This window comes from Pauljensenia sp. C0170B4, assembly GCF_056590235.1.
The window spans coordinates 143,063-167,284 of the sequence record NZ_JBWPVS010000004.1 but is presented as its reverse complement, the minus strand read 5'-3'; the positions used below and the strand labels follow the sequence as shown (position 1 = coordinate 167,284).

The 24,222-nt window shown below is 58.9% G+C and carries 23 protein-coding genes; 16 read left to right on the top strand and 7 right to left on the bottom strand.

The window, feature by feature from the left end; genetic code table 11:
- Positions 1–56 precede the first annotated feature (56 nt).
- Together AC1EJ1_RS06640 and AC1EJ1_RS06635 are read right to left on the bottom strand one after the other, a co-directional pair.
- The gene (locus AC1EJ1_RS06640; RefSeq protein WP_480295583.1) at positions 57–1,697 is read right to left on the bottom strand and encodes an alpha/beta hydrolase; all 1,641 of its coding nucleotides are present in this window, start codon (positions 1,695–1,697) and stop codon (positions 57–59) included.
- A 9-nt stretch (positions 1,698–1,706) separates the two neighbouring features.
- On the bottom strand, positions 1,707–2,081 hold the full coding sequence (locus tag AC1EJ1_RS06635; protein ID WP_285014496.1) for a hypothetical protein: 375 nt from the start codon (positions 2,079–2,081) through the stop codon (positions 1,707–1,709).
- 193 nt (positions 2,082–2,274) lie between these two features.
- Between AC1EJ1_RS06635 and AC1EJ1_RS06630 the strand changes: the two genes are divergently transcribed.
- Positions 2,275–3,045, top strand: a complete 771-nt coding sequence (locus AC1EJ1_RS06630) for a helix-hairpin-helix domain-containing protein (RefSeq protein ID WP_285014497.1) — start codon at positions 2,275–2,277, stop codon at positions 3,043–3,045.
- 30 nt (positions 3,046–3,075) lie between these two features.
- Here AC1EJ1_RS06630 and AC1EJ1_RS06625 read toward each other — a convergent pair whose 3' ends face one another.
- Positions 3,076–3,648 (bottom strand): DUF4853 domain-containing protein, encoded by a 573-nt coding sequence (locus AC1EJ1_RS06625; RefSeq protein WP_154955693.1) that lies wholly within the window; start codon positions 3,646–3,648, stop codon positions 3,076–3,078.
- A 523-nt stretch (positions 3,649–4,171) separates the two neighbouring features.
- On the opposite strand from AC1EJ1_RS06625, the gene AC1EJ1_RS06620 reads away from it, so the two are divergent.
- Together AC1EJ1_RS06620 and holA are read left to right on the top strand one after the other, a co-directional pair.
- Positions 4,172–5,722, top strand: coding sequence for a ComEC/Rec2 family competence protein (locus AC1EJ1_RS06620; RefSeq protein WP_285014498.1), 1,551 nt, complete (start codon positions 4,172–4,174; stop codon positions 5,720–5,722).
- Between the two features lie 55 nt (positions 5,723–5,777).
- Complete coding sequence (gene holA, locus AC1EJ1_RS06615) at positions 5,778–6,761, top strand: DNA polymerase III subunit delta (RefSeq protein ID WP_285014500.1); 984 nt, start codon at positions 5,778–5,780, stop codon at positions 6,759–6,761.
- 17 nt (positions 6,762–6,778) lie between these two features.
- Here holA and AC1EJ1_RS06610 read toward each other — a convergent pair whose 3' ends face one another.
- The 4 genes from AC1EJ1_RS06610 to AC1EJ1_RS06595 all read right to left on the bottom strand — a co-directional run bounded on the left by AC1EJ1_RS06610 (position 6,779) and on the right by AC1EJ1_RS06595 (position 9,670).
- The gene (locus tag AC1EJ1_RS06610; protein ID WP_285014501.1) at positions 6,779–7,609 is read right to left on the bottom strand and encodes an aldo/keto reductase; all 831 of its coding nucleotides are present in this window, start codon (positions 7,607–7,609) and stop codon (positions 6,779–6,781) included.
- Positions 7,610–7,822: 213 nt separating this feature from the next.
- Positions 7,823–8,101 (bottom strand): 30S ribosomal protein S20, encoded by a 279-nt coding sequence (gene rpsT / locus AC1EJ1_RS06605; protein WP_058236375.1) that lies wholly within the window; start codon positions 8,099–8,101, stop codon positions 7,823–7,825.
- A 333-nt stretch (positions 8,102–8,434) separates the two neighbouring features.
- On the bottom strand, positions 8,435–9,028 hold the full coding sequence (locus tag AC1EJ1_RS06600; RefSeq protein ID WP_285014502.1) for a type II toxin-antitoxin system PemK/MazF family toxin: 594 nt from the start codon (positions 9,026–9,028) through the stop codon (positions 8,435–8,437).
- Positions 9,029–9,037: 9 nt separating this feature from the next.
- Positions 9,038–9,670, bottom strand: coding sequence for a hypothetical protein (locus tag AC1EJ1_RS06595; protein WP_285014503.1), 633 nt, complete (start codon positions 9,668–9,670; stop codon positions 9,038–9,040).
- 178 nt (positions 9,671–9,848) lie between these two features.
- Here AC1EJ1_RS06595 and AC1EJ1_RS06590 point away from each other — a divergent pair, with 178 nt between their 5' ends.
- The 13 genes from AC1EJ1_RS06590 (at position 9,849) to era (ending at position 24,105) form a co-directional block, all read left to right on the top strand.
- Positions 9,849–10,496 carry a TM2 domain-containing protein gene (locus AC1EJ1_RS06590; RefSeq protein WP_285014504.1) on the top strand — a complete coding sequence of 216 codons (648 nt, stop codon included), beginning with the start codon at positions 9,849–9,851 and terminating at the stop codon, positions 10,494–10,496.
- A 212-nt stretch (positions 10,497–10,708) separates the two neighbouring features.
- Positions 10,709–11,674, top strand: coding sequence for a tetratricopeptide repeat protein (locus AC1EJ1_RS06585; RefSeq protein WP_285014505.1), 966 nt, complete (start codon positions 10,709–10,711; stop codon positions 11,672–11,674).
- A gap of 149 nt (positions 11,675–11,823) precedes the next feature.
- Positions 11,824–13,674, top strand: coding sequence for a translation elongation factor 4 (lepA, locus tag AC1EJ1_RS06580; protein WP_371935798.1), 1,851 nt, complete (start codon positions 11,824–11,826; stop codon positions 13,672–13,674).
- A gap of 7 nt (positions 13,675–13,681) precedes the next feature.
- Entirely contained in the window at positions 13,682–14,536 is an 855-nt protein-coding gene (trmB, locus tag AC1EJ1_RS06575; RefSeq protein WP_092648425.1) for a tRNA (guanosine(46)-N7)-methyltransferase TrmB, read from the top strand.
- Positions 14,533–15,804 carry a radical SAM family heme chaperone HemW gene (gene hemW / locus AC1EJ1_RS06570; protein WP_092648426.1) on the top strand — a complete coding sequence of 424 codons (1,272 nt, stop codon included), beginning with the start codon at positions 14,533–14,535 and terminating at the stop codon, positions 15,802–15,804. Before trmB ends, hemW begins: the two co-directional genes overlap by 4 nt.
- Positions 15,805–15,837: 33 nt before the next feature.
- Positions 15,838–16,752, top strand: coding sequence for a DUF3097 family protein (locus AC1EJ1_RS06565; protein WP_480295582.1), 915 nt, complete (start codon positions 15,838–15,840; stop codon positions 16,750–16,752).
- 195 nt (positions 16,753–16,947) lie between these two features.
- Entirely contained in the window at positions 16,948–17,973 is a 1,026-nt protein-coding gene (gene hrcA, locus AC1EJ1_RS06560; RefSeq protein WP_058236382.1) for a heat-inducible transcriptional repressor HrcA, read from the top strand.
- An 85-nt stretch (positions 17,974–18,058) separates the two neighbouring features.
- Positions 18,059–19,216 carry a molecular chaperone DnaJ gene (dnaJ, locus tag AC1EJ1_RS06555; protein WP_480295581.1) on the top strand — a complete coding sequence of 386 codons (1,158 nt, stop codon included), beginning with the start codon at positions 18,059–18,061 and terminating at the stop codon, positions 19,214–19,216.
- Entirely contained in the window at positions 19,213–20,094 is an 882-nt protein-coding gene (locus tag AC1EJ1_RS06550) for a 16S rRNA (uracil(1498)-N(3))-methyltransferase (RefSeq protein WP_480295580.1), read from the top strand. Before dnaJ ends, AC1EJ1_RS06550 begins: the two co-directional genes overlap by 4 nt.
- A gap of 59 nt (positions 20,095–20,153) precedes the next feature.
- Positions 20,154–21,215 (top strand): PhoH family protein, encoded by a 1,062-nt coding sequence (locus tag AC1EJ1_RS06545; protein WP_058236384.1) that lies wholly within the window; start codon positions 20,154–20,156, stop codon positions 21,213–21,215.
- Entirely contained in the window at positions 21,208–21,657 is a 450-nt protein-coding gene (ybeY, locus tag AC1EJ1_RS06540; RefSeq protein ID WP_058236385.1) for an rRNA maturation RNase YbeY, read from the top strand. Before AC1EJ1_RS06545 ends, ybeY begins: the two co-directional genes overlap by 8 nt.
- Positions 21,654–23,054 carry a hemolysin family protein gene (locus tag AC1EJ1_RS06535; RefSeq protein WP_480295579.1) on the top strand — a complete coding sequence of 467 codons (1,401 nt, stop codon included), beginning with the start codon at positions 21,654–21,656 and terminating at the stop codon, positions 23,052–23,054. The genes ybeY and AC1EJ1_RS06535 overlap by 4 nt, the downstream gene beginning before the upstream one ends.
- The gene (gene era / locus AC1EJ1_RS06530) at positions 23,047–24,105 is read left to right on the top strand and encodes a GTPase Era (RefSeq protein WP_480295578.1); all 1,059 of its coding nucleotides are present in this window, start codon (positions 23,047–23,049) and stop codon (positions 24,103–24,105) included. Before AC1EJ1_RS06535 ends, era begins: the two co-directional genes overlap by 8 nt.
- The last annotated feature ends 117 nt before the right edge of the window (positions 24,106–24,222 follow it).

Here is a 24,222-nt window from a genome sequence, read left to right as displayed (position 1 = left end):
ACGGATAGAAAGGGAATGCTCGGAGCGTGCAGTCTTGTATGTGCTGCAAACACCATCTACTTCACTCCCGCGATTACACGGCCGAAGTCATTCATTGTCGCAGACCCTTCTTCAAAGTAAGAACTGTGCTGCGAAAACGGGTCGACCCATTCCCAGAAGGTATCAGGCTTAGCAGTGGAATCTGCGAGATGCTCGATGCCGTCAAGCTTGTTCGGGTTCTTGCCGAAGGAAAAGTCCGGTCCTATCCCTTGCACTCGATCTCGGTATTGGGCGTGCGAGACGTGCGCATGCGGTCCCGGATCTCCTCCTGAATCAGCGGGCAGGTTATATTCACGGATGTCCTGCACACCCGATCCAGGGGAGCCAAACATCACGAGATCGTCAACTACCCCTGTCCTCGTGTCCTTCACTGCCATACCGGAAGTAGTCGAGCCATACGAATGGCCGAGAACAGTCTGATGCGGGTCACCATATTCGCCTGCCTCACGCGAGGCCTGGATTCCTTCAACGAAAGAATTGAGCCTGTCGGCACCTGCGTGTGCTTTAGATGTGGACGCAACATCTGACAAGTCCGGAGCATCGTAGCCGAGCCATGCAATAGTTGCGACATCGCCATTATTGTTCTTCAAAGCCTTGCTCTGCATGACGTCTGTCTTGGCCGTGTACGAGTCGAGACTATCGTGAACTGTAGTGTTCATACCGGGAACGAAAGTCGCAACGTGCTTAGCGCTGTCAATATCTCCATGAGCGACAGCGGCTTTCAATCGTTCTCCAGAATCGTCTAAAACGAGTAAGGACAATTCCGGGTCGGAATTAAGTGTGGACTCGACAGCGCGAAGATCTTCCAGTTTCTCTTGAGCTCGCTGCCATTCACTATATTCGAGTGATGCAAAACCCGATGGCCCCAAGCGTTCTTGAGCATCAAGGTATTTCTTGCGAGCTTCCTTCTCGGCTTGCTCAGCTTCAGAGAGCATGGCAGGAAGACGAATCTTATTGGCTTCATCGCGTGCGGATCCAGGCAGGCCGTCCAGCCCTCCGATGAGGTCTGGATGATTTTTGATGAGGGCATCTTGTTCATCTTCAGATAGAGCATTCCACCACGTTGCGATTTCTGCTGGTGACCAGGTGGCAGGGTCAGGCAAATCTGATAAACCCGGACTCGTAGAGCTGCTACTCTCCGAATTTCGATAAGAGCCTTCTGCCACGGCGCGAGTGCGATGTGCATACTCGCTGTCCACTTCTGTTGCTCGCTGAACTGCACGGTTGATGTTTGCAATCGTAGCCTGACATTCCGCTTCGTTCCGCGCCGCCTCAATGGCATAAACGTCTGGGGGGAGAGTGGACGGTGGCGGGGGATGAGATGCCGATCCATTTGCATGGATCGCCACACCATCGATCTGTGCCTGAGTGATGCATTCATGAACGAGAGTCCTGACTTCATTGACGCCATCAGCAGCATCTGCCGTTGCCATCATGAGCTCGGCAGTGTCATTAATGACGCGGCTCAGATGTTCAATGATCGTGCCTAATTGATCGCGCGCTGAGTCTGCAGCCTCACCAACAGACTGGATCTCGTTTCGTGCTGCGGCTGCTTCATCCGCCTGAGCTCGGAACTTATGGTAGGAATCAGTCAGGTTGTTCGCCGCTTCAATGACCGGGCTGTCATTCCAATATTGAATATCGCTCCACGAGGGCATTGCGACCTCCTACTTCACTGTGTGAACAGCGGTGTCCCCACCTGTGCCGCCATCAGTGGCTCTAGCAGGTTCTGAGTACGCTGGCGGCTCTACAGTGTTGCCTGAAAATCCGTTAGTAATGCTGTTTTCTGTGGCGTTGAAGCTGTTTTGAGTACTCATAGAAGCATCGCTGAACCGAGACAGCAAATTGGCGGTAGCTTTTGAGCGTTCCTCGATATTCGCGCCGGCCTCCGCCGCGGCTGAAGGTGACGATGCGCCGGGCATTGCTGATGAAAGTCCTGAAAGTGCATCCGCCACTGTGACGGAGCGGACATCGTCAGCGATAGATGCAGTTGAATTGGAGAGCTTGCCGAAATCTCCTGGCACAACATGTAAATCTGTCACGGTAGTCCTCTGTCTCCTTGTCAGCGGGCGTTTTCATGGTAAGAGATGCATGCCCTCGAGTAAAGAGGTTGGAATAAATCGCTTGTGATGTGGACAGTGCCCAGATATCCACATGAGGCACTGCGCGCTGGAGTTATCCACACTCGCACTGCCGCTGTTCCGAGACAGTCCGCAGTATCCATACAGTGCCCACATGGACCTCCTTCAACGCCGTCGTCTCAAAAAGCTGACACACGCTGTGTACGCCCAGGCAGCGTCTGAACGCGGCGACGAAACACCCGAGCAGCGCATCCGTATTCTGCCATCGGCGCCGGCAGTCATTGTCCTGGTCCTCGTCATTGTCCTTGTCAGCGCAATCTCAGTATGGCGCTTTCGTTCAGCTCCAGATACCGCCCATAGCCTCGACGAATCATCGCCAAACGAAGCACCGGCTGCTCAGTCCGCCCAGTCCTCCTCGGCTGTTACGGGCGTTGACGAGGGCGATCTACTCACCCCATCTGACACTGCCAGCGTCACCGTCTACGTGACAGGGCAGGTCGGGCAGCCGCAAGTCGTGGAGCTTCCCGACGGCTCACGAGTCATCGATGCGGTCGATGCTGCGGGCGGTCCACTTGCTGATGCCGACCTTGAATCGCTCAACATGGCGCGCGTGCTGGTCGATGGTGAACACATTGCCGTGACCAAACCAGGTGAAAGCCCTCCACCCGGTGCTCAGACAGGCACTCCGTCAAGCAATGACTCTGATGGCAACCCGGTAGGCAACACGGCACCATCCTGTATCAACATCAACACCGCTGAATCTGCCGAACTCGAAAATCTCGACGGCGTGGGACCAGCCATTGCGCAACGCATCATTGACTATCGCCAGACAGTTGGTCGCTTCGATTCAGTCGAACAGCTCGATGATGTCTCTGGCATTGGACCGGCAATGCTTCAGAAGATTTCGACAGGTGCGTGTGTGTAAGCGCGGCGTTGCCACCGACAGAAACGCCCGCTACTGGGCACTCGCATCGGACTGGGCTCCATCAGTCCACTGTTCGGCTTGAGTTGTCGAACCATCCGTCGGGCGCATGCCTGAAATGTAATAAACAGTCATGGAACCATCGGGTAGAATCGTCAGTTCGACGAATCCACCGTTATCCGGATCAAACCAGTTGTACGAGACCTCGCCGGTGTTGTCATCATCGGGTGTGAGGTCACTGAATTGGGTCATTCCGAGCGGGGTCACAATGTCGCCTGTGATCCGGCGAGCCTCTTCAGGCGGAATTGCGTGGCCAGCGGCAATGGCAGTTGCAACTTCAAAAGCCGAGATCTTGCCCGTGTCGCGATCAGTCGCACGACCCGTCAGCGACGGGCCCTCGAGCTCTGAAAATTGTCCGGCTCCAGCTGCGGACAGGTTGGCGAGGATTTCCTGGAATGCGGGCAGGATAGTGCGCTGAACATCCTCGATTGTGGCGCGCTGCTCGAGGGATAAGGATCCATCCCAGAATTGATTATCCGTCGTCGGCTGCGAGGAATGACACGACGTCAGCGCAAACGCAACCATGAGTGTGACAAGTGGAAACATCAGGAACGATCGCACCCGCGTTCTCAGCGCATCAGTGCGGGACTTGGTGTGAGCGCGCTGTAAGCGTGCTGCACTCAGTGCGCGGACGATCCTCGTTGATGCGCGCAGGTGCAAGAGTTCTGGAGATGGTCCCGGAGGCGTCCGTATCGCAGCGTCGTGAGCATCAGGAGCAACGTATGGTGGGTTCAAACGGGTGTCCTTGTCATGAGCGCGGTTAGATGAGTCCTACTGTAAGCGCGCTGCGTCGCCCCTGTAAATCGAACGACAACTTAATCCGACCGGGGTTTTGTCGTGTGGAAAACCACCGCCGTCCACAGTCACCACACGTGTGCAGCGCTCACACACAGGCGAAGGACACACGGTGGTAGGCGGTGAGACGAATGCATACCCTCGTCCTCATGCAGCACTTTTTCTTGATTGAATCATCGGCTCGCACTCGCCGTTGCCATGCCGGTCAGCCGTTTCCCGGGGCGCCACCGTCACTGAAGGCCATCCGATGAGTTCACCGAGGATTTATCCGCGCATGCGTGATATGCGTGTCACGCCGGTTGCCGCCAGCATCTGGATCACCCTGCTCATCTGTCTGCGCATCCCGATCCACCTGAAGGATGCGGTGGTAGTGACCGGTGTCCTTGTGGCACTCGCAGCAACACTGGCCGCGTGGCGTGTTCGTGATTGGCACAATGAACGAGGGAGGCCTCGCCCTCGCCGGATGCGCACTCCTGTCGGATCGTTACGGTTGGGATGGGCGGCAATACTTATCGCATCGGGTGCGGCTGCAATAGTTGCCGGCAGTGCCTGCGATGCTCATGCGCGGGATCCGACCGTGCGCCTCATCGACTCTGGGCGCACCTACGTGACGCTCCGCGTGCGCCTGATCGATGACCCAGCTGCGATGGCAAGCCGGTGGAACCGGACACGCTTCTACGCAGACGCGCGCGTCGAACAGGTTGAAGTGTCTCACGGTCAATGGCAGCCCTCGAACGTGAATGTCATGTTGATGGGTGCAGGGATTGGAGAGTATGTGCGCGATGATCGCGTACTCGTGCGCGGCAGTATTGACTCGCAGTTTCGCTCCGACCCGCCGTTTGTGGGCGCGATGGAGGCTGAGAACATTGAGCTGACTGAACGCCCGGGCGGATGGGTCTCGATTGTCCGTCATGTCAGATCATCGATGCGTCAGGTGTGCTCGACGCTCACTGTGCAAGGCCAGGCGCTGGTTCCCGGCGTCGCCATTGGTGATGATCGCGCCATGAACGAGGAGCTTTCGGACGCAATGAAGACGTCGTCGCTGACGCATCTCACGGCCGTGTCCGGAACTCACATCGCGATCATGTTGTCACTGATCGTCAGCGCAGTGCCAGGGCGAGGATTGATCCGCGCTGGCACGACCCTTGCGGCAATGAGTCTTCTTGTGGCAGTTGTCGGACCGCAGCCCTCGGTCATACGCGCGGTGTTGACCGCGAGCGTCGGAGTCGCAGGCTTGTTGCTCAAACGGCCTGGGGGAGCGCAGGCAGCGCTGTCCACCGTGGTCGTACTGGTTTTGCTGATTGACCCGTTTTCTGCCCGGGCAGTGGGGTTTGCGCTGTCCGTCCTTGCCACGTGGGGTGTTGTCGGCCCTGCTCAACAGTGGAACGAAGCTGTCAAGCATGCGGTGCGCAGCGATGCCTGGTATGCGCGCTGTATCAGACGCCTGCTGCAGGCGTGCTGTGTTCCACTTGCCGCTCAAATCCTGGTGGCGCCTGTCCTCGTACTGATGTCGCCGCTTCTACCAGTGTGGGGTGTGATTGCGAACGTTTTGGTCAGCCCTGTCATCGCGCCAGCGTGCGTCTGCGCCCTGATGACAGCGGTGTGTGCGCCGTGGTGGCCCGCTGCAGCAACCCTGATGGCGCACGTTGCACAAATATTCACGGGATGGATCGCGTGGGTCGCTACATGGGTGTCGTCATGGCCGATGGCGAACGTGTCATGGCCACAGGGGATCGAGGGAACTATCGTCCTGGCCAGCGCAGCAATCGGAATGCTGAGTGTGTCCACCGTGGTACGCAGATGCCGTCGACGCATGTCACACTAGTGGCATACCCTGAATCTAAAAAACGACACGGTGAGGAAGCGGAGGAGGATGGCAGATGGCGCGTCGATCCCAGTCACGCTCAAGTGACCCGATCAAACTGGCACCTCTTGTGCTGGTTAAAGGATCCGAAGCTTTCCTGGCAGACCGTGCCGTCAGTGAGCTTCGACGCCAGGCCACTGAACGCGACGCTTCAGTTGAACGCGTGGAGATTTCGGCCGCCACGTATCTGGCTGGACAACTCGATGTTGTCACCTCACCGTCCCTGTTCGGTGAACCCCGCCTGATCGTGATCCCTAATTTTGAAGTCACCAATGACGAACTGATGGTGGATCTGCTGGCCTACATTGACAACCCGGCAGACGACGTGTGGATGATTGTCCGACACAACGGCGGTAACCGTGGCAAGAAAGTGCTCGATGCGCTCAAGAAAGCACATGTGCCCACGATCGCGGCAGATCCGCTCAAATACGACAACGAAAAAATCGACCTCGTCATGTCCGAGGCGCGCCGCCTGCACCGACGCATCGAAGCTGAAGCTGCGCACATGCTCGTCGGCGCTCTGGGATCTGACCTGGCGGAAATGATGAGCGCACTGTCCCAACTCATGAGTGACGTCGAAGGGACGATCACGACGCAAGCCGTCCACCGTTACCATTCAGGCCGAGTGGAAGCCTCCGGCTTTGACGTTGCTGACGCTGCACTCGCAGGTCGGACAGCTCAGGCGCTCACACTGCTACGCCACGCTCTGGCAACAGGTGTCGCGCCGCTGATGATCGTCGGCGCACTGGCATCGAAGTTTCGGTCGATGGCGTACACAACCGCTCCGCGTGGCGCTCTGCAGTCTGTGTCGATGAATCAGTGGCAGTTCAACCGTGCACGACGGGACGTGCAAGGGTGGACTGACACGGCTTTGGCCGGTGCCATTGAAGCCATCGCGCTCGCAGACGAAGAGGCCAAAGGCCTGTCACGTGACCCTGAACGCGCAGTCGAAAAATGTGTCCTCACGATCTGTCGACTGCGCGGGTCGGCCCGCGCCTAAGAGCCTAGGAGCCGCTTCTAGTCCACTTCGACTTCGTCGGGGTGAGACGAGACACGGTTGCCTCGCTCCAGCGCGGTGATCGTGCTCATTTCGTCACTGGTCAACGTGAAATCAAAGATCTCCATGTTCTCGCGCATGCGCTCAACATGTACTGACTTCGGGAAAATGATGTTCTTCATCTGCAAATGCCACCGCAATACCACCTGAGCAGGAGTCTTTCCATGAGCTTCAGCGGCCTCCTTGATCGGCTTCTCACCGAACAGGTCGTACTTGCCCTGTCCCAGCGGTCCCCAGGCTTCAATCGCAATATCGTGCGAGCGTGAATACTGCGTCACCGAGCTTTGCTGGTAGGTCGGATGCAACTCAATCTGGTTCACAACCGGAACAGTCTCTGACTCACCGAGCAAAAGCTCCAGGTGTTTCGGCAGGAAATTACACACACCGATCGAGCGAATCAGCCCTTCCTCTCGGCACTTCTCCATCTCATGCCATGCATCGAGGTACGCATCCTGCCGGGCGCACGGCCAGTGAATGAGGTAAAGGTCAACGTAGTCAAGTCCCAGGCGTTCCAGGGACTGCTCAAGTGCCTGGCGTGCATTCGGCTGGTCATCGTTCCACAGCTTCGTGGTGATGTACAGGTCTTTACGGGCAATTCCCGATTCAGCGATCGCGCGTCCGACGCCTTCCTCGTTCCCGTAGATCTTCGCCGTGTCGATGTGGCGATAGCCAGTTTCGAGGGCGTCCATCACTACCCGCTGTGCCTCATCTTCTTCAACGAGGAATACCCCAAAGCCCAGCTGAGGGATCTCGTAGCCGTCATTCAGTTTCATCACAGGAATATCGCTCATGGCTCCAGTGTGCCATTGACCACACTCGCGTGCAGAACGAGAACGAGGACGGTCGAACGCGGAACACCTGCGATAACGCGAGCAGAAAATGCCGGCGAATGCGTGATGGCGCGCGAAGCGGACGAAGGAGGATGGCGTGGCCGAACCAAAAAGCGAGGGAGCAGGCGCCATGCCTGCTCCCTGTGAAAGTGTGTGCCCGCTCGGGGCGCAGAATCACTCTGCTTTTTCAGCCGTCATCTTGTTCAGACGGTGCGACAGCTTCGACTTACGCTGGCTGGCCTGATTACGGTGAATCACGCCCTTGGAAGCAGCCTTGTCAAGCTTGCGGGAAGCAACCTGCACTGCTTTTTCTGCAGCGTCCTCGTCGCCTTCTTCAATGAGTTCGCGAGCCTTACGTACCAAGGTCTTCAGCTCAGACTTCACTGACTGGTTACGCAGACGACGCTTCTCGTTGGTGCGGTTGCGTTTGATCTGAGACTTAATATTCGCCACTGTCCGGAAATCTCCTTACTTCATGAACGTCCAGGTCGGTGAGGGTTCTGTCGCTACCGGGACTGGGACGAGGGGACATCCCGCAAACGGTAAACAACCAGACCCCCTGCTCGACCAAGCCGGGAGCCCGACCGTTAACATTACCAGCATCAAGCGCGTCCGTGCCAGTAGCTGAACGAAAAAACGGGGTGAATACGCTCACCTTCGGCCGGTTCGGGCGCCGGCTCCAGAACAAGTGAGCCGGCGGTGGCCCTCTCAGAGGCGCACCTTGACGATAGTGAGCAGTCGCACGACTCAACGAAAATCTTCAGCGGTGGGAGTTGGCGGCAGTCCTTACCTGTTCGAGTCGACGGTGCGCATGCCGTTGATGACGCGTTCGAAGATCTGACGTTTCAGTGTTGCGCCTTCTCGACGCACTTCATCATGAGCTACCCATAAAATCCGATCGAGTCGAACCTCGGATGGGCGCCCTCGTGAATCCCACTTGCCGGTACCGACGTCCATCCAGTGACGGCCCTGCGAGGCTTCCCAGCGGGCATCTCGATCGTGGTCCTTCGAGGTCAGCTGCGCAACATACACGCCGTGGGTGCCTGACTTTGTCGAGCGGCCGATGACCACGACCGGGCGATCTTTTCCGCGGGAGGCATCCTCCTCATAGGGAACCCACGTCCACACCACTTCACCCGGATCCGCATCCCCATCCGGATCAGGATCGTAGGAGGTATGCGCAAGACCCTCGGACAAGTCAACCTCGCGAATGGAATGCGCGCCGAGGGGGCGCGGCTGGGAACCGTCAGAAGGCATGGAGTTGCGCTGCGATTTTCGTGTCTGCGTGGGCGCCTGTGAGCCGGAGGTGCGCATCTGAGACACCACAGTGAACAGCGCTTTGCGGGCAATGTTGCGTGCGAGTCGGGACCACGATGGCATGAGGAAATCCTAATGAGAAGCTAGAACGATGATGGAAACAAGGCAGGTGACTGCACAGATCGCACCACCCGCCGTCATGGCGAAGAAGGCAATCACGCTGGTGCGCAAATCGCGTTCGAGCCAGGGCGCATTTTCCACCCCGCCCAGGTATTCCGTTGCGGCACGTTGAGCTGCCTCGACACGAGGAAGAGTGGTCTTGCGCCGCAGGTCATATTCCTTACGTGCGTTGAGCCAGCGCACTTCTTCGCGGTCAAGAATTGTCGAGGGAGAAAGTGCCGACTCCTGAGGCGATGAGGGGGAAGCATTGTGGATGGTGATTGAGTTGCCTCCACTCGAATGGCGATGTGCCCGGGAGTCTTCCCGAATGGCCTTGACCCACAGGCGTCGTTCGTACCAGAAGACACCGGTGACAAGCAATGTGACCACCGCAATAATCAGGGGGAGCCATGAGCCGAAACCGTCGCGCTGGCGCACCACGAAAATGCCGAGCAATGCGCAGATGGCTGCTGTCGTTGCGGCTGTGATCAGAACGAGCAGGCCGATAAAACCTGTCACGCGTGCAATCCACCGGGAAACCCGCTGAGTGGTGGCCGGGATGGGTGTATGTGTGCGCGGCGGCAGCGGGGTTGCTTCAGACGTCATGGAACCTTCCTTCAGTACGCTTCGTCATCATTGTCACCCAAAAGTGGCCGGTGTGCGTGGCATCACGGACAGAATGCGAGGCTAATTCATATACCACCTGCACAATTGTGGGCATCTGCAGTACTGTTAGTGTCTGAAAATACTTTCAGGTCGGTACGTGACACGTTAGGAATTCTCAGTGGACAACGATCACACGTATGGTGCCAGCCGGTGGCCGGAACAGGATGTTCCTTCATCGTCTGATTCCCGCCAGGACTACGGCAACTCAGCATCAACTGGATCCGCATTGGAACAGTCCGGATATAACTCGTCGCAATATTACGGGTCGTACGGCAGTTCCCCTTATGGATCGGCCAACGGCGCTCCCAACGGTGCTGCCAATGGCGCTCCCGATGGGTCCTCATACCAGGGCCAGTCCTATGGCGGCTATTCCAACCAGGGTGTGTACGAGGCGCACGGCGCAACCCCGTACCCAAACCAGGGCGGGTATGGCAACCAGGGAGGCTACCAGTCTCAGGGCGCCTACCAGAATCCCGCCGGATATCAGGCGAATCCAACCTATTCGGCACCGAAGTCGCGAATCGTCGCAGGAATCCTGGGCTTGTTCTTCGGCACGCTCGGTGTCCATAACTTCTATGCCGGTAGGACGACGCTGGGCATTATTCAGCTCTTGGTGACGCTCGTGTCGTTCCCGCTGTGCTTCATCATCATCGGGTTCTTCACGCTCACCGGTGTCGCGATCTGGGCGTTTATCGAATCGATCATGTACTTCATCGGATCGGGATCTTACGCCTATGATGGGCACGGGGTGCCGATGCAGGCTTGAGGACTTCTCTGGAAGGCTCCTTTTATCCACAGGGATAGAAGGAGCCTTCGTTTATCCACAGATGTACTCGGCCATACATGTGTGTGCCATGAACTCATGTCAGTATGAGTGAACCGAAAGGAACTGACATGAAATGAGGTAATGGTGTGGGACAATCTACGACAGGCTCGCAGCATCGAAGCAGTGCCGGGGGGATGCCAGCCCCTGTCAATATGAAAAGCCGCGCCGGTGATATCACCACTGAAGGGCGCGCCTTGGAACGTATGCGGCAGCTAGCAGACGGAGGCAACCTTGAAGAAGCGATTCACGTCGCCAAACAGGTGATCACGTGCAATAACGTCGATACTGCGACGCAAGTCATCATCATGAAACAGGTCGTCGATTGGCATGGGCACCTCGGGCAGGCCGATTACGCGCGCAGATCAGCTTCCAAAGCGGTCACCCTGGCGCGCCGCGATCTGGGAGCGTGCCACCCACTGTCCCTGCTTGTCCGTCACTCGGAGCTGTACTGGATGTGCATGAGCGGATACGACGAGGCTGCACAGCCGCAGTTCGAACCGCTCATCAAGGATATCTGCCGTACCCTGGGGCACACCGATTCACTGGCATGGGCCGCGCGCACAAACTCCGCAATGCCGTATAAAAAACGCCGAGATTACGCGGGAGCTGCCCTGATATACCGACAACTTGCTGATGACATGGGTGCCGAATTGGATCCTGATGACCCGATGCTCCTGACGATTCGTGACAATCTTGCCGAAGTGCTCGCCCTCGACGAACAGTGGGATGCAGCGATTGCACTCTACGAAGAGCTCGTGAAAGACGTGATACCGGTGTGGGGGCAAGGCAGCGAATTGACGCTGAGTATTCGCGATTCCCTTGCAGCATGCCTGTTTGCCTCAGGAGACGTGGAAAAGGCGCGACAATTATGGTCTGTCCTGGCACAAGATTGCCGGCGGTTCCTGGGTGAGCGCGCTGACATGACAGCCCGGCAGCGGATCTTACAGGTCGCCCTCGCCCTCGATGAGGACGATTATTCGGCCGCGCAGCACTGGTGCGCCGAACTGCTGGAGAATCTGCCCGCCGGATTCACTGAAGAGGATGTGCAGATCTACATGCACATTCAGGGCTCCTGCCAGGAAGCTGTCGACACGCAGGAGGGCATTCGGCAACGGTAGGCGAGCGGAAGCGGCGCGACGTGCGGCGGTGGTCCCTGACCCGGAATGTGCGCAACTGGTCAAGGCGACAGTTGGCGCGTGACCCGTCTTCAATGGGACGATAGGGGGTATACATCGTGATGTTCGGAGGTTGTTCCTTGTCTGCTAGTTTGACTGATGCAGTACGCCAGTCGATTCTTCCGGCGCATACCCCGCAGAATCGGATTCGAAACTTCTGCATTATCGCCCACATCGACCACGGCAAATCCACCCTGGCTGACAGGATGCTGCAACTGACTGGCGTCGTCGAGCAGCGCGATATGCGCGACCAGTACCTGGACCGCATGGACATCGAACGCGAACGCGGCATCACCATCAAGTCTCAGGCTGTGCGCATGCCGTGGGTTGTTGACGGCACCGGCTACGCGCTTAACATGATCGACACCCCTGGCCACGTCGATTTTTCGTACGAGGTTTCCCGATCCCTCGCTGCCTGCGAAGGCGCAGTTCTGCTGGTCGACGCAGCTCAGGGTATTGAAGCGCAGACCCTGGCGAACCTGTACCTCGCAATGGAAAACGACCTGACGATCATCCCTGTACTCAACAAGATCGACCTGCCCAGCGCCCAACCCGATAAGTACGCCGACGAAATTGCCCAGCTCATTGGTGTGGACGCCAGTGAAGTTCTGCGCGTTTCCGGCAAGACAGGCGAAGGCGTCGAAGAACTGCTCAACGCGATCGTGAACCTGGTGGCACCGCCAAGTGGCGACCCGGATGCTCCCACACGAGCCATGATTTTTGACTCCGTGTACGACGTGTACCGCGGTGTCGTGACGTATGTGCGCGTCGTGGATGGCTCATTGTCCTCGCGTACAAAAGTGAAAATGATGGCCACAGGCTCCACCCACGAACTGCTCGAAATTGGTGTCATCTCACCAGACCCCACGCCTACCGACGGAATTGGAGCTGGCGAAGTCGGATACCTGATCACAGGCGTGAAGGATGTGCGCCAATCTAAAGTTGGCGACACAGTAACCGAATCGGTACGCGGAGCCGACCAGCCGCTATCGGGTTACCAGGATCCTCGTCCGATGGTGTTCTCCGGCATCTACCCGGTGGACGGAACAGACTTTCCTAACCTGCGTGAAGCACTCGAACGCCTCCAGCTCAACGATGCAGCACTGACATTCGAACCGGAAAGCTCAGCGGCGCTGGGCTTCGGTTTCCGCTGTGGCTTCCTCGGGCTGCTGCACCTGGAAATTGTGCGTGAACGCCTCGAACGCGAATTCGACCTGTCGTTGATCGCGACCGCACCCAACGTGGTCTACGAAGCGGTCGCAGAAGATGGTACCCGCATTCGTGTCGACAACCCCTCGACTTTCCCGGACGGTAAAGTGGCAGAAGTGCGTGAGCCGATCGTGGACGCCACCGTGCTCACCCCGTCAGACTTCATCGGCGCGGTCATGGAGCTGTGTCAGGAGCGGCGCGGAACCCTCGAAGGGATGGAGTACCTGTCGCCTGAGCGCGTCGAAATTCGCTATAAGCTTCCACTGGCTGAAATCGTGTTCGACTTCTTCGACCAGCTCAAGTCCCGCACCCGAGGGTACGCCTCGCTGGACTACCACGATGCCGGGCAGCAAAGCGCTGACCTCGTCAAAGTCGATGTGTTACTCAACGGTGAAAAGGTCGATGCGTTCAGCGCCATCGTCCACCGAGATGCGGCCTACGCCTATGGGCTGAAGATGACGAAGCGCCTCAAGGAACTCATTCCACGCCAGCAATTTGAAATCCCCGTGCAGGCTGCTATCGGTGCGCGCATCATCGCGCGTGAAACGATCCGAGCCCTGCGCAAGGACATGCTGGCCAAGTGCTACGGCGGTGACATCACCCGTAAGCGCAAGCTGCTGGAGAAGCAAAAAGCTGGTAAGAAGCGCATGAAGTCCATCGGGCGTGTCGACGTGCCGCAGGAGGCATTCATTGCGGCTTTGACGTCAGATGTGCCCACAGGAAAGAAGCAGTGACCGGCCGATGAACCGTGTACATCGAGCCCGCAAGTCAGTGCTGGATTCATCCGACCGCCACGACGAGGAAAACGGTGTGTACCGTGCCCGCACGAAGTCCTTCACGCGTCGCTCGCGTCGCCTGACCGAATCGCTGCAGCGCACAATGGACAAGCATGGTGACCGTTTCGTTGTGCCCGTTAAGCGCTCACAGGGATACACCACTGTCGCATCCGACTTCCACCTGGCGCCCACTGAACTGTTCGGGCGCGAGGCGCCACTGGTTGTCGAGATCGGACCGGGCGTCGGCGAGCAGATCGTCTCGGCGGCAGATCGCTGGCCCGACCACAACTTTTTGGCATTTGAAGTCTGGCAACCGGGTATTGCCAAACTCGTTTCACGAGCAGTCAGCGCCGGAGTTGAGAACATTCGCGTCGTCGAAGCTGACGCCGCCCAGGCGATCCCGATCACCCTAGACAGTGCGATTGCCGACGAGGTGTGGACATTCTTCCCAGACCCGTGGCGCAAGGCGCGTCACCGCAAGCGCCGCATCGTCAACGACCAGTTCGCCCTGGAGATCGCCAGAATCCTCAAAGACGGGGGAGTGTGGCGCCTGGCAACGGATTGGGACGATTACGCATGGCAAATGCGTGATGTCGTCGAGGCGTGCGACGTCCTCGTCAATCCGTATGAAGGCGAACGGGCGGACCCCAATGACCCCGAGGGGGAGCGCGGGGGATTCGCACCGCGGTGGGAAGGGCGCGTGCTCACCCACTTCGAATCCCGCGGCATCCACGACGAACGCCATGCACACGACATCGAAGCGATCCGGGAGCCTCGACTGCCACGCACACAGCCCGCGAGCGAAAACCCCCAGCAGTGAGCCCGCAGCTGCCCGACGGAATGCGCTGGCCACAATCTGGCGCTATCAGCTCTGAAAACGCGCAGCCCGAGCTTCACCGACCCCTCAGCATTTACGTCCACGTACCTTTTTGCCGCGTGAGGTGCGGGTACTGTGACTTCAACACCTACACTGTTGGGTTCGGTCCGGGGGCCGACCGCGATACGTACGCGGACAGTGTCAGCAGCGAAATCTCTTTGGCGGCACGCGTGCTGGACGAGGCGGGGCTGGGACAGACACCTGCACGCACCGTCTTCTTCGGCGGCGGCACGCCCACCATGCTGGACACCAGTGCCCACGCGCGTATGCTGCACGATCTCGCAGACCGAATCGGAATTGCCCAAGGTGCAGAGGTTACCTGCGAGGCAAACCCGGAAACCGTTGACGAGCAGTCTGTCAAGAGGCTTGCAGATGCCGGGGTGACACGACTGTCGGTGGGCATGCAAAGCGCAGTTCCGCGAATCTTGCACACCCTGGATCGTCAGCACCGCCCCGAACGTGTCGGCCAGGTGATCGAGTGGGCGCGCGCAGCAGGACTGGACGTATCCGTTGACATCATCTACGGCACGCCGGGTGAATCACTCGATGACTGGGCCACAACAGTGCAGGCAGCGTGCGACCTGCAGCCCGACCACATCAGTGCCTACGCACTGGTCATTGAGGACGGCACCAAGATGGCGGCGCAGGTTGCTCACGGGCAGCTGCCCATGCCTGATCCGGATGACGAAGCCGACAAGTATGAACTGCTCGACCAGATGATACGCAGCGCCGGATACCGCTGGTACGAGATCTCGAACTTTGCTCGCGAAGAGGCAGATGAAGCAGGGCTTCCAGCCACCGAACTGCGGCACGCGTCCCGTCACAACCTGGCCTACTGGCGCGACTGGAACTGGTGGGGCTTTGGCCCCGGTGCCCATTCGCATATCGGGCGCGCCCGCTGGTGGAACGTCAAACACCCGCGTGCCTGGGCTGGTCGCCTTCGATCCGCGCAGTCACCGGCCGCCGCCGGTGAAATCCTCGATGACCAGACGCGTTACCTGGAGCGCGTCCTGTTGAGAGTGCGCACGTCAGATGGCATCGCACTAGGCGATGTTGCCGCTCACGCGGGCAGGGAGAACGCCTCGCAAACCTGTCACCGTCTGCGTGACGAAGGCCTGCTGGACTCAGAAGCGCTGGAGCGTGGCCACATCGCACTGACCCTGCGTGGCAGACTTCTGGCTGATTACGTGACGCGCGAGCTCACTGACTAGGCGCATCTTTTTCGCCCGTACAATAGCCGGGTGATGGATGACCCGTATGGCACAAATATCTTCGAGTTTGACCCGCATCGCGATGGGCCCGACGCGCATCGCCCGCGCTCGCGAGAGGTCCACGTTGAGCCTGGCATGGTCCTCGAAGATGTCACCACCGGATTCGTGGGCGCGGTCATCCGGACTGAAAAATCCGCAGGGATCTACGTGATCGAGTTGGAAGATCGACGAGGGAGACGCCGCAGCTTTCCCTTGGGCGGTGGATTCTGGCTCGATGGCCGACCGATTATTGCCCTGCCGCCATTGCCTCGCGCGCAGGCGACGCCTCAGAACGCAGGATCGGTGTCCGCCAGTGGGCGGGCGGTGACCAATTCTGGGTCGCGACGCGCCCGCCCGGAAGAATCGGCGCGCACGCATCCGCGTGTGGCTCGCCAGTCACGAATCTGGGTCGAAGGGCGCCACGATGCTGACCTGGTCCAATACGTGTGGGGTGATGACCTGGCAGATGTAGGGGTTGTGGTCGAACTGCTCGAAGGGGTCGATAACCTGGAAGCCGTTCTGGAAGAGTTTTCGCCCACGCCTCACGCACGTGCAGGAATACTGGTCGATCACATGGTGTCCGGTTCGAAGGAATCCCGTATTGCTCACAGCGTGCAGCAGCGGTGGGGGGACAGCGTCCTCATTGTTGGGCACCCGTTCGTTGATATCTGGCAGGCGGTCAAGCCGGCGCGTGTTGGACTCGACACGTGGCCGGCGATCCCGCGATCCGTTGACATCAAAGTGGGAACCCTTCAGGCGCTGGGCTGGTCTCATGCCTCGCAGGCTGATATTGCGCAGGGGTGGCGACGAATCTTGCGCACTGTGCGCGACTATCGTGACCTCGAGCCGGCACTGCTTGGCAGGGTTGAAGAGCTCATTGATTTTGTGACCGCGCAGGGAACGCTCTAGCCGACAATGCGCCGTGGGAACGCATGTACGCCCTGAGCAATAGACGCGGATTTTCCACCGCAGCCGGTGAGAGGAAATCACCTGAACGGAGTAGAATTGGCACTCAGACAGGGTGAGTGCCAAATGTGGCGTTTGTGTCGCAGACATGGACGTGCCACAGCACCACCACAGAACGGATCGTGGAAAGGACACAACATGGCCACTGATCGCAGGCTCGACGTCTTGCGTGCGATCGTGTCGCAGTACGTCCACACCCGCGAACCCGTCGGCTCGAAAATGATCGCCGCAACGCAGGATTTAGGCGTCTCACCGGCAACCATTCGCAACGACATGGCTGTGCTGGAAGAAAATGACCTGATCTACCAGCCTCACACCTCTGCCGGGCGAGTTCCCACTGAAAAGGGCTACCGCCTCTTCGTCGACACGCTCTCTGAGATCAAACCAATGAGCGCACCCGAGAAGCGGGCGATTGAGACTTTCCTCGGCCAGTGCGTTGACCTCGAAGACGTCGTGAACAGGACTGTTCGACTGCTTGCGCAAGTCACCAGGCAGGTCGCGGTTGTCCAGTACCCTTCGCTGTCCACGTCCACACTGCTCCGAGTCGAACTGGTTGACCTCGCACCGCATCGAGTCTTGCTGATCGTCATTACGAACGAGGGACGCGTGGAAGAACGCATGCTGGAATTCCCCCAGCAGGTTCCCCCACATGTCATCTCATTTCTGCGCGAAAAGCTCAACGACGAATGCGAGAACCACACTGCCGACAAGGTGCGTACCATCGTTGATGAGATCAGGAATCAGGCTCCAAGCGGGCATCAGAACTTCGTCGACGCCGTGTGCAGTGCACTGACGGAACTACTGCATCCCACAGCAGCTGAATCGCGCGTCGTCATCGCGGGGATGTCCCACCTGACGCGTTCACATGTGGATTTCACCGATATCGGCGCGCTGTTGGACGCCCTCGAAGAACATGTGGTGCTGTTGCGATTGCTGTCGGAATTGGACGAGGAACATTCCAGCGGTGACGTGCATGTGTCGATCGGGACGGAAAACCCTGACGGAGCGTTCGCGGAAACATCCGTCATATCGGGAACGTACGGGACGTCCAGTGGAGCGGTCGCGCACCTCGGTGTCATCGGTCCGACGCGCATGGACTACGGGCGCACGATGTCAACCGTCAGGGCAGTTGCGTCCTACTTGTCGAAATACCTGGCGTCATGAGTGCACACATCTGCCACACTGACATGTCCGGCGCGAGCTGCTTGTCGGAACAACGCTTGTCGAAACAACGAGGGAATTGAATCGAGTGAACGACTACTACGAGATCTTGGGCGTCTCGAGGGATGCCTCACCGGAAGAGATCAAGAAGGCCTATCGCAGGAAGGCTCGACAACTGCATCCTGACTACGCCGGGCCTGATTCCGAAGAAGCCTTCAAGGAACTTTCAGTTGCCTACGAAACACTGTCAAACCCTGACAAGCGCCAAATGTATGACCTCGGTGGACCTGAAGCTGTGCACGGGGGCGGAGCAGGCGGCTACGGGTTTGGCGGTGGCGGTATGCCATTCGACTTCTCCGACATCTTCGACACTATGTTCGGCGGGGGAGGATTCGCCTCGTCAGGCGGGCCGGCCTCGCGCGCCACACATGGCTCAGACCAGCTGTTGACCATTGACGTTACCCTGGAAGAAGCTACCTTCGGTGTCACCAAGAACATCGAAGTGGATACCTATGTGCTGTGTACGCGATGTGAAGGTTCGTGCTGCGAGCCGGGCACTCAGCCGCGCGCCTGCTCAGGGTGTCACGGGTCGGGCAGCGTGACCCGGATGCAGCGTTCACTGCTGGGCGTTATCCGCACGCAAAGCCCGTGCCCGGACTGTGGCGGACACGGTTCCATAATCGACCAGCCCTGCTCGGAATGTTCCGGTGATGGCAGGGTGCGCACGCGCCGCTCGATGAAGGTGGATATTCCTGTGGGTGTGACAACGGGAACCCGTATCCGCATGAGTGGCCGTGGCGATGTCGGCATGGGAGGTGGTCCCGCAGGAGACCTCTACCTTGAGGTGCGTGAAAAGAAGCACCCGATTTTCACGCGCCGAGGCGATGACCTTCACACGTGGGTCACCATTCCGATGACCACGGCGGCGCTGGGCACCGTGTTCGAGCTGGACACGCTCGATGGCGCGAAGGAAGTCACCATTAAACCCGGTACGCAGCCGCAGGAAACAGTGACACTGTCGGGTCTGGGAGTGGGGCGCTTGTCGCGTTCGGGCCGGGACGCCGGCCGAGGTGACCTGCAGGTCCATATTGATGTGGAGATTCCACGCAAATTGGATCAGCGCTCACGCGAAATCCTGGAAGAACTGGCTGCCAATCGTGGAGAGGACCGCGTGGAGCCGCGACGGGCCGATCAGTCAGTCTTTGACCGTATCCGCGAAAAGTTCACGAACCAGGAGCACCCATGACCGCTCCAGTCTTCTTCGCTGACGACCTCAATTCCGGCTTATCCACCATTGCCGAGGGGGACCACGTCCACCTGGGCGGAGCCGAAGGCAAACATGCTGCCACGGTGCGCCGCATGCAGGTTGGAGATGAGCTTGATCTTGTGAATGGGGAAGGGTGCCGAGCACAGTGCCGCGTGCGAGCCGTTGACGGTCAGGAACTGGATCTGGTGGTGGAGCACGTCATGTGTGAACCTGCCTCTGATCCGCACCTGATCCTCGTGCAGGCCCTGGCGAAAGGTGGACGCGATGAGCAGGCCATCGAAACGTCGACGGAGATCGGTATCGACAGCGTGATCCCTTGGCAGGCGCACCGCTCCATCGTCAGGTGGACCGGGTCGAAAGCAGAGCGTGCACGCACAAAATGGATCAACATTGTGCGCGCAGCAGCTAAGCAGTCACGACGCGCGTGGATTCCGCAGGTTCTGGAATCGATGGATTCGCGCGCTCTTGCCCGGTGGACTCAGGATCGCTGCTCGCATGGTGATGTCGTCTTCATGTGTCACGAACAGGCCACTGTGTCGATCCTGGAGGCTATGAGCCAACTGGGGCTGACGGTCGCTGGGTCTGCATTTCCTCGGGAGGATGGAACCGCCAAGGCGGTTGGTGCGTCACCGCGCAGCATTGCCATCATTGTCGGGCCTGAAGGTGGCATCGATGATGACGAATATGCGACCCTGACTGAGGTAGGCGCCATCCCGGTTCTTCTGGGGCCGACCGTCCTGCGCTCCTCAACTGCCGGCCCCGTTGCCACCACGCTGATACGCGCGCTGACGACATGGCGTCACGAGGCGTCTACTGACAGGCAGGATGCCCATGTTGCAGGCTCTCCCATACGATAAAGTAGAGACACGATGGATGCAGATGCAAAGGAATGTGTGGCCCACCGCATGACACGCGTATGAGTGAGCAAAACACGACGCATAACGACCCGACACTGGCGATGTCAACCCGCCGCGTCGAGATCCCATCGCATGTCGAACCCATTCAGCTGCTGGGAACATCGGATCAGATTCTGCGCGCACTGGAACGCGGCTTTCCAACCGTCCGTTTCTTCGTCGCCGGACGCACCATCACGATGACGGGCTCGTCAGGAACCATTGACGTCGCCGCTCAACTGGTAAGTGAACTGGTTGACCTCACGGCATCCGGCACGATGCTTGATGTGCCCGGCGTTGAACACGCCATCCGGCTGCTGACCGCTCCTCAGCCGCGCGCCGGCCAGGACACTTCCGACGACATCGTCACTGCTGACGGCCACACCATTCACCCGCAATCCCCAGGGCAGAGCAGCTACATCAAGGCCATTGAACGCTCGGTTGTGGTCTTCGGGATCGGCCCGGCCGGCACCGGCAAGACATACCTGGCAATGGCCCAGGCCGTGCGCGCATTGCTCTCGGGCGAGGTGCGGCGCGTTGTGCTGACACGTCCCGCGGTGGAAGCGGGGGAGAACCTCGGCTTTCTGCCAGGATCTCTCACTGAAAAGATCGACCCGTATCTCAGGCCCCTGTACGACGCCCTGCATGACATGATCGATCCACAGGCACTGCCGCAACTGATGGCTGCCGGCACAATCGAAGTGGCGCCCCTGGCGTACATGCGCGGACGCACCCTGAACGACTCCTTCATAATCCTGGATGAGGCGCAGAATACGACGCCCTCGCAAATGAAAATGTTCCTGACACGTCTGGGCTTTAACTCGCACATGGTTGTCACGGGCGACGTGTCCCAAATCGACCTTCCCGGAGGAACCCGATCGGGGCTGAACGTCGTGCAGGATATTCTGACAGATATCGACAATGTCGAATTTTGCTACATGACCAGCGCGGACGTCGTCCGGCACCCCCTGGTCGGACAGATCATCGACGCGTATTCCCGGTGGGAAGAACGCGCCCACAGGCAGGCCGACACGCGCTCCGCGACGCGCAGCGGCCGCAGGTCACGAAGGAATGATCATGACTGAAGTGATAAACGAAACGGAATGTGAGATTGACGAGTCTGAATTCGCCGCACTCGCAGACTACGTTCTGATGCAGATGCATGTGGCAACGACAGCTGAACTTAACATCTTGTTCATCGATCCCGAACCGATGGCAGATCTGCACGTCAAGTGGCTCGGCCTGGAAGGACCGACTGACGTGATGAGCTTCCCGATGGATGAGCTGCGGCCGGGAACCGACGACAAACCCACCGAGGGTGTACTGGGGGATATCTGTATCTGCCCGCAGGTTGCGCACAAACAGGCCAAAGAAGCGGGGCACTCTGCCGCTGAAGAGATGCTGCTGCTGGCGACGCACGGCATGCTGCACCTGATGGGATACGACCATGCTGAGGAGGAGGAAAAGGAAGAAATGTTTGCCCTGCAACGCAAACTCCTGCTGACATTCCTGGCAACACGATCATGATCCCTTTCGCTCACCAGCCATCCCCGTCAGGTCTGTCGGATACTGCTCCTGTTGCAGTGCTGATCGCCGTATCCGTGATCTGCCTGCTGCTGGCGGGAATCCTCGCCACCATCGAAACCGCGTTTTCCCGACTGTCGAGGGCGGCCGCGGAAGACCTTGTCGAAGAAGGCCGCAAACGTGCTCCTCAGCTGGTTGACTTGCTTGCGCAGCGCAGGCGCACCGCGTTGACCCTGCGCACAGTGCGCATGTTTGTGCAGGTCATCGCCGCCGTCGGTATCACCCTGGCGCTGGTGCACCCGTCGCTGAGGTGGTGGCTTATCGGCATCATTGCAGTCGCTGCGGTGGGTTTGATCGAATTGTTCGCCGTGGTGATGCTGCCGATACCGTTGGGTACACGTAACCCTGAACGCATGGCGTTGGTTGGAACGCCTCTGGCGTCGCGGCTGGTTGCCATCTCTCACATTGCCGACCCCATTGTCCGTTTCGTACGCAAGCGCCTGCCTCAGTCGGACCAAACCGATGCGGAAGCGCGGCAGGAAATGGCTGACGACCTGCGCGAAATGGTCGACCAGGTTGGTGAAACAGAAGGCTTTGAAGAAGAAGATCGCGAGATGCTGCGATCCGTGTTTGAACTGGGGCACACGGTGGTGCGCGAGGTGATGGTGCCGCGCACCGAGATGATCACCGCGACCGTGGATCTGCCAGCTTCCAAAGCACTGCGACTGTTCATCCGATCAGGGTTTTCCCGCTTGCCTGTCATTGGTGAGGATATCGACGACGTGCGCGGCATCCTGTACTTCAAGGACGTCATTTCGCGCATGGTGCATGATGCGGGCAGTAAGGATCTGACCGCTTCCCACATGATGCGACAGGCAGTTTTTACTGTGGAGACCAAACCGGCTGACGATCTGCTGCACCAGATGCAGGCTGAGCACTTCCACATGGCGCTGGTCGTCGACGAGTACGGTGGGATCTCTGGCCTGGTCACCCTGGAAGACCTGATCGAGGAAGTCGTGGGCGAAGTGACCGATGAGCATGACCGTCGCGAAATCGAGCCGGAAGAGGTCGCCGAAGGGGTGTGGCGAGTCCCGTCCCGATTCCCGATCGACGAGCTGGGCGAGCTTTTCGGCATGGAGCTCGAGGACGATGATGTGGACTCGGTCGGCGGTTTGCTGACCAAGGCGATTGACCGTGTGCCGCTGCCCGGCGCTCGCGGTGAAATGGACGGCATCTACATGCTGGCCGAGGAGGCACGAGGGCGACGCCGTCAGGTCGGCACCGTTGTCTGCGCACTGTCGCCACTGCCGACCACGTTCGAGGACGGTTTCCGCATCCTCGACGAATCACAACTGCTTGAACTGAGCTGCGCGCCGGAGAGCGAGGACACCGATGAATGACCGTGATGACCAGTGGGACGACTCCACTGACGAGTGGGATGACGCCTCTGAAGAACAGGTGCGTGACGAGGTCGCCAACATTCGCGACGCACGTCAGGAAGCCGAGCAGGCTGCCGATGCGCACGGACTGATGTCGCTGACCTACCCGGAGGGTTTTCGTGCCGGATTCGTTTCGGTTGTCGGGCGCCCCAACGTCGGAAAATCCACGTTGACCAACGCAATGGTCGGCCAGAAAGTGGCGATCACGTCAGGTAGGCCTGAAACGACGCGCCATAACATACGCGGAATTGTCCATAGGGACACCTCGCAGCTCGTCATCGTCGATACGCCCGGATACCATCGCCCTCGAACCCTATTGGGTAAACGCCTCAATGACATGGTCCGAGAAGCACTGGCTGAGGTGGACTGCGTGGTGTTCTGCCTGCCGGCCGATCAGAAGATCGGGCCGGGGGACCGCTTTATTGCCCGCGAACTGGTTGATGTGCGCCGCCCCGTCATCGCAGTTGCCACGAAAATCGATCTGGTGCCGAAAGACCGTCTGATGAAACACCTGCTGGCGATTGACCGGCTGGGATCGTGGGAAGCGATCGTCCCGGTCAGCGCTCAGACAGGTGAGCAGGTGGAGGAATTGATTTCCGTGCTCTCGCGCACTGTCCCTGAATCCGCGCCGCTGTATCCGCGAGATGACGTGACGGATGAATCCCGCGACACCCTCATTGCTGAATACATTCGCGAAGCAGCGCTTGAAGGCATTCGCGAGGAGCTGCCGCACTCCCTGGCGGTGCAGGTCGAAGAAATTATCGAGCGCCCGGCCAAGGAGGGCGATTTGCGCCCACCTCTGCTGGATATCCACGTCAATGTCTATGTGGAACGTGACTCCCAAAAGGCGATCATCATTGGACGAGGCGGGTCGCGCCTGCGTGACATCGGCACGAAGTCCCGCAAGCAAATCGAGGAGCTGCTGGGACGCAGAGTCTTCCTGGATCTGCATGTGCGCACCGCCAAAGATTGGCAGTCAGATCCGAAAATGTTGGGCCGCCTCGGTTTTTGAGTAAATGACTATTCGGTAAACAGCGGGTGACTGTGCATTAACTGATGCTGATGGAATGGGGGTGACCTGCAACGTTGTCACATAATGGAAGGAGTGTGACAAGCGACATCCGCAAGA